10 protein-coding genes are annotated in these 9,543 nt (G+C 34.4%); 9 read left to right on the top strand and 1 reads right to left on the bottom strand.

Annotation, left to right across the window (positions count from 1 at the left end; all coding sequences use genetic code 11):
- Nucleotides 1-94: 94 nt before the first annotated feature.
- Nucleotides 95-736 carry a protein-L-isoaspartate(D-aspartate) O-methyltransferase gene (locus QO200_RS19045; RefSeq protein WP_371543525.1) on the bottom strand — a complete coding sequence of 214 codons (642 nt, stop codon included), beginning with the start codon at nucleotides 734-736 and terminating at the stop codon, nucleotides 95-97.
- Nucleotides 737-890: 154 nt separating this feature from the next.
- On the opposite strand from QO200_RS19045, the gene QO200_RS19040 reads away from it, so the two are divergent.
- The 9 genes from QO200_RS19040 to QO200_RS19000 form a co-directional block, all read left to right on the top strand.
- A complete protein-coding gene (locus QO200_RS19040; RefSeq protein WP_371543522.1) occupies nucleotides 891-1,856 on the top strand; it encodes a Gfo/Idh/MocA family protein in 966 nt (321 codons plus the stop codon).
- Between the two features lie 58 nt (nucleotides 1,857-1,914).
- Nucleotides 1,915-2,802, top strand: a complete 888-nt coding sequence (locus tag QO200_RS19035) for a 3-hydroxyacyl-CoA dehydrogenase family protein (RefSeq protein WP_371543519.1) — start codon at nucleotides 1,915-1,917, stop codon at nucleotides 2,800-2,802.
- A gap of 62 nt (nucleotides 2,803-2,864) precedes the next feature.
- Entirely contained in the window at nucleotides 2,865-4,085 is a 1,221-nt protein-coding gene (locus QO200_RS19030; RefSeq protein ID WP_371543518.1) for a DUF1015 domain-containing protein, read from the top strand.
- A 37-nt stretch (nucleotides 4,086-4,122) separates the two neighbouring features.
- A complete protein-coding gene (locus QO200_RS19025) occupies nucleotides 4,123-4,785 on the top strand; it encodes a YggS family pyridoxal phosphate-dependent enzyme (RefSeq protein ID WP_371543515.1) in 663 nt (220 codons plus the stop codon).
- Between the two features lie 145 nt (nucleotides 4,786-4,930).
- Complete coding sequence (locus QO200_RS19020; protein WP_371543513.1) at nucleotides 4,931-6,292, top strand: exonuclease domain-containing protein; 1,362 nt, start codon at nucleotides 4,931-4,933, stop codon at nucleotides 6,290-6,292.
- A 27-nt stretch (nucleotides 6,293-6,319) separates the two neighbouring features.
- Nucleotides 6,320-7,156, top strand: a complete 837-nt coding sequence (locus tag QO200_RS19015; protein ID WP_371543511.1) for an ion transporter — start codon at nucleotides 6,320-6,322, stop codon at nucleotides 7,154-7,156.
- Between the two features lie 156 nt (nucleotides 7,157-7,312).
- Nucleotides 7,313-8,230, top strand: coding sequence for a tRNA (adenosine(37)-N6)-dimethylallyltransferase MiaA (miaA, locus tag QO200_RS19010; RefSeq protein WP_371543509.1), 918 nt, complete (start codon nucleotides 7,313-7,315; stop codon nucleotides 8,228-8,230).
- Between the two features lie 67 nt (nucleotides 8,231-8,297).
- Nucleotides 8,298-9,038, top strand: a complete 741-nt coding sequence (locus tag QO200_RS19005; protein WP_371543507.1) for an acyl-[acyl-carrier-protein] thioesterase — start codon at nucleotides 8,298-8,300, stop codon at nucleotides 9,036-9,038.
- 272 nt (nucleotides 9,039-9,310) lie between these two features.
- Nucleotides 9,311-9,543 (top strand): transposase (locus tag QO200_RS19000; RefSeq protein WP_371543505.1); only part of this gene is annotated, 233 nt, incomplete at its 3' end.

Genomic DNA, 9,543 nt, shown 5'->3' with positions numbered 1-9,543 from the left:
TAAATGTATAATCATATTTGACTTTTCTTTCCATAAAAATACCCCCAAATAGTGTCTAACTTTTTGGGGGCAGTCTATCGAAAGAGGCTTTAATTTAATTTTTATCTTCTAACAAAGGAACGAATTTAAATTCCCCAAGTTCATGTTTCTCAAATTGTGTTTCATTTACCCGAATCAACAAAGTCATAATCTGTACTTTATCTCCTAGCGGAATAACAAGCCTACCTCCTATTTTCAATTGCGCCATGAGTGGTTGCGGAATAAAGGGCGCCCCTGCAGTAACGATAATACTATCAAAAGGAGCATAACTTGGTAATCCTTTATAACCATCTCCAAAAGAAAGGTGCTTTGGGCGAATCCCTAATTTTGGCAGCAAAGTAGAAGTCTGTTTAAATAATTCATTTTGACGTTCGACACTGTATACTTTAGCTCCCATCAAACACAAAACTGCCGTTTGATATCCTGATCCGGTTCCAATCTCTAATACCTTATGCTCTTTTTTAATTTGTAACAATTGAGACTGAAAAGCTACGGTATAAGGTTGTGAAATAGTTTGCCCCGCACCAATAGGAAAAGCCTTGTCTTGATAGGCATAATTTTCAAAACTAGAATTTAAAAACAAGTGGCGCGGTATCTTTTTTACCGCATCCAAGACATTTACATCGGTGATCCCTTTTTGCTGCAAAATGCTTACTAATTGATTCCGAAGTCCTTGATGTTTGGCTGTATCTTTCAATGTTTATTATTTTATTTTGGTAAAAATAGAGGTAAAAATACCAAAAAACAAATCCCAATTTTCAAATGAATTTATTATCATTTTTATTACAATTTGGGATTTTAAAAAATTGAATTTTAATTTTTATTCCTATTTTTGTAGAAACAACATTATTATGCTGAAAATTGGAGTATTAGGCGCAGGTCACCTAGGAAAAATACATTTACGTTTATTACAACAGTCTGAAAAATATGAATTAGTTGGGTTTTATGATCCAAATAAAGAAAATGCCGAGAAAATTTCTAAGGAATTTGGATACAAACATTTTAGTACAATTGCTACTCTTATTCACGCAGTTGATGTAATAGACATTGTAACCCCAACACTCTCTCATTATAAATGTGCAAAAGTTGCCATCAAATCAGGCAAACACGTTTTCATTGAAAAACCCATTTCGAATACTATTGAAGAAGCTGAAGAAATTATTGCTTTGGCCAATGAGTATAATGTTAAAGGGCAAGTGGGACATGTAGAACGATTCAATCCTGCTTTTATCGCCACTAAAAACATGATTGAAAACCCCATGTTTATAGAAACCCATCGTTTGGCTGAATTCAATCCTCGCGGTACAGATGTACCAGTAGTTTTAGATTTGATGATTCATGACATCGATGTGATTTTAAGCGTGGTAAAATCTAAAGTTAAAAACATAAGCGCCAGTGGTGTCTCTGTAATTAGTGATACTCCCGATATTGCAAATGCCCGAATCGAATTTGAAAATGGCTGTGTTGCTAATTTGACTGCGAGTAGAATTTCGATGAAAAACATGCGAAAAACTCGTTTCTTTCAAAAAGACGCGTATATATCTGTTGATTTTCTAGAAAAGAAATGTGAAGTTGTAAAAATGAAAGATGCACCAGAAACACCCGGTGATTTTGACATGATTTTACAAAATGCTGAAGGCGTAAAAAAGCAAATATACTTTTCGAACCCTGACGTGGAGCAAAACAATGCTATTCTTGAGGAACTAGAAACATTTGCAGATGCGATAAATAACAATACAACGCCTATTGTGACTTTGGAACAAGCTACAGAAGCATTAAGAGTTGCGTACCAAATTATCGATTGTTTTAAGAAATAGAACAATACTTCGAATTTAAAAGTTAAACGAGAAAGCTTTAAAATTAAACATACAATAAATGAAAATAATAGCAGTAATAGGAGCAGGAACAATGGGTAACGGAATAGCCCATACATTTGCCCAAAGTGGTTTTACAGTAAAATTAATAGATGTTTCTGAAAAATCTTTAGATAAAGGAATGGCAACAATTGCTGCCAATTTAGATAGAATGATTTCAAAAGGAGTCATTAACGAAGAAGATAAAGTTAAAACGATAACAAATATAATTACGTATACAGATATCAAAGACGGAGTTGTAGGTGTTGATTTAGTGGTAGAAGCTGCAACCGAAAATGTAGATTTAAAACTAAACATTTTCAAGCAATTAAACGAGGCCTGTTCTCCTGACACCATATTAGCGACAAATACATCTTCCATTTCTATTACTCAAATTGGAGCAGTAGTTTCACATCCAGAACGAGTTATTGGGATGCACTTTATGAATCCAGTGCCTATCATGAAATTGGTCGAAATCATTCGTGGGTATAACACTAGTGATGATGTGACAAAAACTATTATGACTTTGTCAGAGAAATTAGGAAAAACACCAGTTGAAGTAAATGACTACCCTGGTTTTGTAGCTAATAGGATTTTAATGCCGATGATTAATGAAGCAATCGAAACATTGTATAATAAAGTAGCTGGTGTATATGAGATTGATACCGTTATGAAACTTGGAATGGGTCACCCTATGGGTCCATTGCAATTAGCAGATTTCATAGGACTTGATGTCTGTCTGGCAATCTTAAACGTTATGTACGACGGCTTCAAAAATCCAAAATACGCGCCTTGCCCGCTATTAGTCAATATGGTTCGTGCAGGAAAACTAGGTGTGAAATCTGGAGAAGGCTTCTACGATTATTCAGAAAGCAAAAAAGCAGAGAAAATCTCTAAACAGTTCATATAAAGGCAAAGTTGACGGTCGCGGTTTCATCTGGAACGTGCGACTGCAACTTAATACTCTAAATAATGGCTAGAATAATTCCTTTTAATGCTGTACGTCCTACACGCGATAAAGTTTGCCTTGTAAGCTGTCGTTCTTACGAAGAATACGTCACTGCTGAATTAGCTGCACAATTAGATTTCAATCCGCTGTCATTTTTGCATGTTTTAAAACCTGCATATACAAATCAAGAGACCGTATCTTTTGAAAAAAGATACCGCCAAGTAAATCAAAAATACCAAGATTTTAAGACAGAAAAAATTCTAGTCAAAGACAAGAAACCAGGTATTTATATTCATAAAATAATCACTAAACAACATTCTTTTACTGGAATTATTGTAGCTACCTCCATAGATGATTATCGCAGTAATAGTATTAAAAAACACGAAGAAACGATTGCTTTTAGAGTGCAGTTGCTTAAAGATTATATGAAATATTCAGAGTTCAACACGGAACCCGTTTTAATGACCTATCCTGATAATAAAACGATAGAAAACTGGATTTTTAATAGAACTCAAAAATTAGCTGATTTTGAATTTTCGACTACTAAAAAAGAAGTCAATTATCTATGGAAGATTGATGACTCGATCGAAATCAACTGGATTCAGAACATCTTCAAACAAATAGACACTCTGTACATAGCTGATGGTCATCACCGTTCAGCAGCTGCGGCACTACTTTCAGAAGATAATGAAAATCCAGAGAATGTTGCTAAGGATTATTTGCTTAGTTATTTAATTTCTGAACACAACGTTAAGATATACCAGTTCAACCGCTTAATAAAAGATTTAAACGGTTTTGAAAAAGAAGCTTTTATCGAAGAACTGGATAAAAATTTTGTTATTAAAAATCTAAAGCAGCAACCATTCCAACCTGTTAAAAAACACCAATTCGGAATGTATCTTGACAATGAATTCTACAGTTTAATTTTAAGAAAGGAAAAACTTATTTTCAAAACAGCTTTAGAAAGTCTGGACGCACAGATATTATACGAAACAGTTCTTTTCCCTATTTTAGCGATTATAGATTTACGCGATGATGAACGCATCGAATACGTTTCTGGAAAGCAATCTATTCTTGAATTAAAAAAGACAATTGATGAAGGTGAATTTGAAGTTGGATTTATTCTCTTCCCTTCCAATATTAATGAGATTAAAGCTTTGGCCGATGCTGATTTAATTATGCCCCCAAAAAGCACCTATATCGAACCAAAGTTTAGAAGCGGAATAGTCATTTATGAACTTTAAACTTATTTAAAAAAGTTTACTAATAAAAAATTACACGATGTCAATAGCTAAAAATTTACTTTCAATAAAAAATACCTTACCAGAACAAGTAACTTTGGTTGCGGTTTCCAAGACTAAACCTGTTCCAGATTTGATGGAAGCCTATGATGCAGGTCAACGCATTTTTGGTGAAAACAAAATCCAGGAAATGGCCGATAAATGGGAGGAAATGCCCAAGGACATTCAATGGCACATGATCGGTCATGTTCAGACAAATAAAGTCAAATTTATGGCAACATTCGTAAATTTGATTCATGGCGTAGACAGTTTTAAATTACTGAAGGAAATCAATAAACAGGCATTGAAAAATAACCGCATTATTGATTGCTTGTTGCAAATGCATATTGCGGAGGAAGAAACAAAATTTGGTCTTGATGAAGAAGAACTAAATTCTCTTATAGCTTCAAGCGAATTTGAGGAAATGAAAAACATCCGAATCACTGGATTAATGGGAATGGCAACATTTACCGATAACCAAGATCAAATCAAAAAAGAATTTTCGCACTTAAAAATAATTTTTGATAAACTACAATCACAGCAAACTGAAAATTGCCAAATGAATACGCTGTCGATGGGAATGTCAGGTGACTATAAACTGGCCATCTCATGTGGCAGCACGATGGTTCGAATAGGAAGTAGTATCTTTGGAGGAAGAAATTAATTTCTTTGCGACATCGTCAATCTCAAAAAATAGTTGTTAAGGGCAACCATTTTTATTCTCAAATGAGAAGACTTCACTAGGATTGATGCTATTACATTTTTGATCAAACCACTGAATACTTTTAACTGTAAACTGAACACTTATTTTGTACGCAATATTAGACATAGAAACCACAGGAGGACAATTCAATGAAGAAGGAATTACCGAAATCGCCATTTACAAATTTGATGGTCATGAAATCGTCGACCAATTTATTAGTTTAGTCAATCCTGAAATTCCAATTCAACCTTTTGTAGTAAAACTGACTGGTATAAATAATGCCATGTTACAGTCTGCTCCTAAGTTTTTTGAAGTAGCAAAACGCATTATAGAAATGACAAATGATTGTGTACTTGTCGCACACAATGCTGATTTTGACTATCGAATTCTACAAACAGAATTTCGCCGCTTAGGCTATGATTTTAATACAAAGACACTTTGTACAGTCGAGTTATCTAAGAAATTGATGCCAGAACAAGCTTCACACAGTTTAGGAAAGTTAGTTAGAGCTCTAGGAATTCCAATGGCTGATAGACATCGTGCTAGTGGGGATGCTTTGGCAACAGTGAAATTATTCAAAATGTTACTGGATAAAGATTTAGAAAAAACTATTATCAAAGATCTAATTAAATCGGCAGTTCAGAAAGGAATTGCTATAAACTTACTTGAAATTGTTGAAAGTGTACCTTCAAGAACAGGTGTCTATTATATTCACAACAAGGAAGGTAAGATTATATTTATTGGAAAAAGCAAAAACATTAAAAAAAGAGTAAATCAGCATTTTACTGGAATAACGAGAAGTGCCAAAAAAATTCAAGCAGAAGTATTTACAGTAACTTTTGAGGAAACTGGAAGTGAATTAATAGCCCTTTTAAAGGAAACGGAAGAAATAAAAATCAACAGACCTATTTACAACAGGATGTCACGAAAAAGCAATTATTCGTGGTCTATCTATTCTGAGAAAGATGCTAGCGGGTACTTAAACTTGAAGCTTGAAAAAGCGGACGGCAGAAAAAAGGAAATTCTCTCTTATGTTAATGCACAAGAAGGAAAAAATGCCTTATCTTTAATAACATCACACTTCAAGCTATGCCAGAAATTAACTGGCTTATACAGTTCTAAAACATGTTGTTATCAACAAATAATTAATGAATGTGACGGTGCTTGTATCGGTAGTATTCCTGCCGTGGAATATAATGAAAGAGTAGCTGATTTTATTGCGCAAAACTCCTTTGAAAACAAGAGTATGGTGATTGTTGAAAAGGGAAGAACGATAAATGAACGCAGTGCAGTATTAGTTGAAAATGGTGTTTACAAAGGTTATACTTTCTATGATTTAAATTATCAGATCACGAATATCGAAATCCTGAAAAACATCATTATTCCGATGCAAAATAATCGCGACACCCGTAATATTATTCAGGGACACATCAGAAAAAACAAAGGATTCAAAATCATAAATTTCTAAGGTAAGATCTAAAAATCAATACTGCTTATGCCCGAATTAAAATCAAAATACGAGCGTTTTAGACAAAAGGTGAATGTTCTAATCTACGGGACAGGTACAAAGGCGGGTCGATTATTCGATTTAATCCTCCTTGGCCTTATTTTATTGAGCGTTCTTTTAGTAATGATGGAAACCGTTACTGAATTTGATCTAAAATACCATTCCTATCTCGTGCTTCTCGAGTGGATTATCACCGTATTATTTACCATCGAATACATTCTCCGAATCATTTCAATCAATAAGCCCCGGAAATACATGTCCAGTTTCTATGGAATAATTGATTTGCTTGCTATTCTCCCCATGTATTTGTCAATTTTCTTTATGGGAGCTAGTATTTTGGCAGTTGTTCGTTCCTTGCGACTATTGCGATTATTTAAAATATTAAACCATCCCCAGTTTACAAGCCAATCCCTGCAGCTAAATCAAGCCATTAAAGCTAGTAAAGGAAAAATAATAGTTTTTATTTACTTTGTACTAATTAGTACCATAATTATTGGCTCTATAATGTATCTCGTGGAAGGTAAAGAAAGTGGTTTCACTAGCATTCCAGCCAGTATCTACTGGACAATTGTAACATTGACTACTGTTGGCTATGGAGACATCTCTCCTGAAACTCCATTAGGACAGTTCATCGCCTCTTTTGTGATGATTTTGGGATATGGAATCATTGCAGTACCAACAGGTATTGTAAGTGCCGAAATCGCTAAAAGAAGCCATGATAAGGTATCTATTCACAAAAAACCATGTACGGAATGTGGTATCGAAGATTATCCAGACAACGCTAATTTCTGTCCTCATTGCGGACATTCGTTTGACACTAAATAATATACAAAGCTATTTCCAGCTATTCACTACAACTCCTCCTCCTTAAAGTTGTATTTCTAAGACATAAAAGGAGCTTCTAAAGGCGCTCTTTTACATCTAGAAATACTAACTTGCAGTCGTCCGGGGTTTACGTTGCTATCTGGGCTAAAAATAAATATGAAACATCTCATCACCATCGTTGGGCCAACAGCCATAGGAAAAACAGCCTTAAGTATTATTCTGGCTAATCATTTTAAATGCGAAATTGTTTCCTGTGACAGCCGTCAATTTTTCAAGGAAATGTCAATAGGTACCGCCGTTCCTACAGTAACTGAATTAGCCGCTGCTCCCCATCATTTTATCCAAAATAAATCAATCTTTGAACACTATACTGTTGGTGATTTTGAGAAAGATGCGATAAAAAAAATCGATGAATTATTTTTGACAAACGACTATGTAGTACTCGTAGGTGGTTCTGGTTTATATGTAAATGCTATTTTAAAAGGATTTGATGAGTTCCCAGAAATTGACCCATCGGTACGAGAAACCGTAAATGCCCAGTATGAAAAACTAGGAATTGTCTACCTACAAGAGCAACTAAAAGCACTTGATTTTGCGTATTTTGAAAGCATAACAAAAGAAAATCCACAAACCTTACAAAACCCGCAACGTATGATGCGCTTCGTAGAAGTATGCATTGGCTCAGGACAGCCGTATTCCTCCTTTTTAAACCAGAAGAAGAATGAACGCAGCTTCACTCCCATTCTTATAGGTCTTGAAGCAGAAAGAAGCATAATGTATAACCGAATCAACCAACGCGTGAACATTATGATAAACGAAGGTTTATTGGCAGAAGCCAAAGGTTTATATACAAACAAAGAACTGAACGCCTTGCAAACTGTAGGTTACAGAGAATTGTTCAGCTACCTTGACGGCGATTTTAGCTTAGAATTTGCCATCGAAGAAATCAAGAAAAACACACGACGTTTTGCTAAGCGCCAGCTCACCTGGTTTAAAAGAGATCAAAACACAGAATGGTTTGATTTTGAAACACCTTATGAGACTGTTATTAATTATATCAATTCCATAGAATAATATATACACTTTATAAATAGTAGAATCATACAGTATTCTAAAATCGTTAATCAAAAATAGTATCTTCATGCCAATAGCTTCAAATTTCACTTCCGTTTTAAGTAAGGATTGGGAAATCAATTTCACCCAATGCATGCCTAATGGATATTTAAAATACACCGACTTGTGTAATATTTTGCAATTGACTGCGGCAGCACATTCGGATATGGGTGGCATCAGTTTTTCGGACATGCAGGAATTCGATCAAGCATGGGTTCTAAGCCGAATGCGTGTTGAAATTAGTGCATTGCCAAAATGGAGAGACATAGTAACGGTAAAAACGTGGATCAATACCCTTGAAAATTCCCGTTCGATACGTGCGTTAGAAATGCATGTAAATGGGAGAAAGATCGTTGGTTCTGAAACTTTTTGGGCTGTATTTAATACAGAAAAACGTCGTCCAGAAGCGTTAGCTTTGCCATACGAGCATTTCGAATTGTACCCAGAAAGAAAACCAACACAAGAAAGTTTTTCAAAAATAACGATTAACCCAGAGAAGGAAGTCATTTTTGAAAAAGTAGTCTACTTATCAGATTTAGACATAGTCAATCATGTCAACAATGTAAAATACCTTGAATGGTGCTTAGACCATGTTGACGAAAAATTAATTCTAAATCAAAATCTTAATAGTTTTGAAATGAATTTCATGAAAGAACTATCCTTAAATGACTCCGTTGTGATTCATGAGAATTTATCTAAAAAATCTACTACATTTAGCATAACAAAAGAAGAAAAAACCTGTTTCGCTCTACAATTAAATTGGAAATAAAAATAGCTGATTACGGCAAAATAGTAGTCCTGACCTGCCTTCCGACAGCTAGTTAGCAGTAAAAATCGTTACAATCAGATCCCGACACTTGCGAACGGCAAAAATTATTCAATGCCAAAATAAAAGCTTTAGATCTCAATTTAGAGGGAGAGAAATATAGAATTCTTTCTTTTAGGCTAACTAATAATTTATGCCTAATTTTTAGGATCAAGAACAAAACCTGGGAAGAGTTTTTAGAAAAAATAATATTTTTGCATAATTAACTTTGAGATATGACTTCTATAGAACTTTTAAAATTTATGCTTCCTGATTTTTTAATAAAGAACTTTGAAATAGTTTCCGCTACTAACTCTGAAGAAAACCTACATCTACATTTTGAAGAAAAAGCAAAACCTCCAAAAGAGTTTGATGCGGTAGAATTAGTATCTAAAGGCTTTCTAGATGAAATAACGATTCAGGATTTTCCTCTTAGAGGTAAGTTTGTCTATTTGCACATTAAACGTCG

Origin of the sequence: Flavobacterium sp. Arc3 (assembly GCF_041431375.1) — a bacterium.
Taxonomy (GTDB): domain Bacteria; phylum Bacteroidota; class Bacteroidia; order Flavobacteriales; family Flavobacteriaceae; genus Flavobacterium.
Note: the sequence above shows the minus strand (reverse complement) of the source record. Positions and strands in the feature narration are given on the sequence as shown.

Excerpts from the sequence above, each read along its gene's own strand:
- QO200_RS19040 (WP_371543522.1), top strand. The coding sequence starts at position 891 with ATGCTGAAAATTGGAGTATTAGGCGCAGGTCACCTAGGAAAAATACAT.
- QO200_RS19035 (WP_371543519.1), top strand. The coding sequence starts at position 1,915 with ATGAAAATAATAGCAGTAATAGGAGCAGGAACAATGGGTAACGGAATA.
- QO200_RS19030 (WP_371543518.1), top strand. The coding sequence starts at position 2,865 with ATGGCTAGAATAATTCCTTTTAATGCTGTACGTCCTACACGCGATAAA.
- QO200_RS19025 (WP_371543515.1), top strand. The coding sequence starts at position 4,123 with ATGTCAATAGCTAAAAATTTACTTTCAATAAAAAATACCTTACCAGAA.
- QO200_RS19015 (WP_371543511.1), top strand. The coding sequence starts at position 6,320 with ATGCCCGAATTAAAATCAAAATACGAGCGTTTTAGACAAAAGGTGAAT.
- miaA (WP_371543509.1), top strand. The coding sequence starts at position 7,313 with ATGAAACATCTCATCACCATCGTTGGGCCAACAGCCATAGGAAAAACA.
- QO200_RS19005 (WP_371543507.1), top strand. The coding sequence starts at position 8,298 with ATGCCAATAGCTTCAAATTTCACTTCCGTTTTAAGTAAGGATTGGGAA.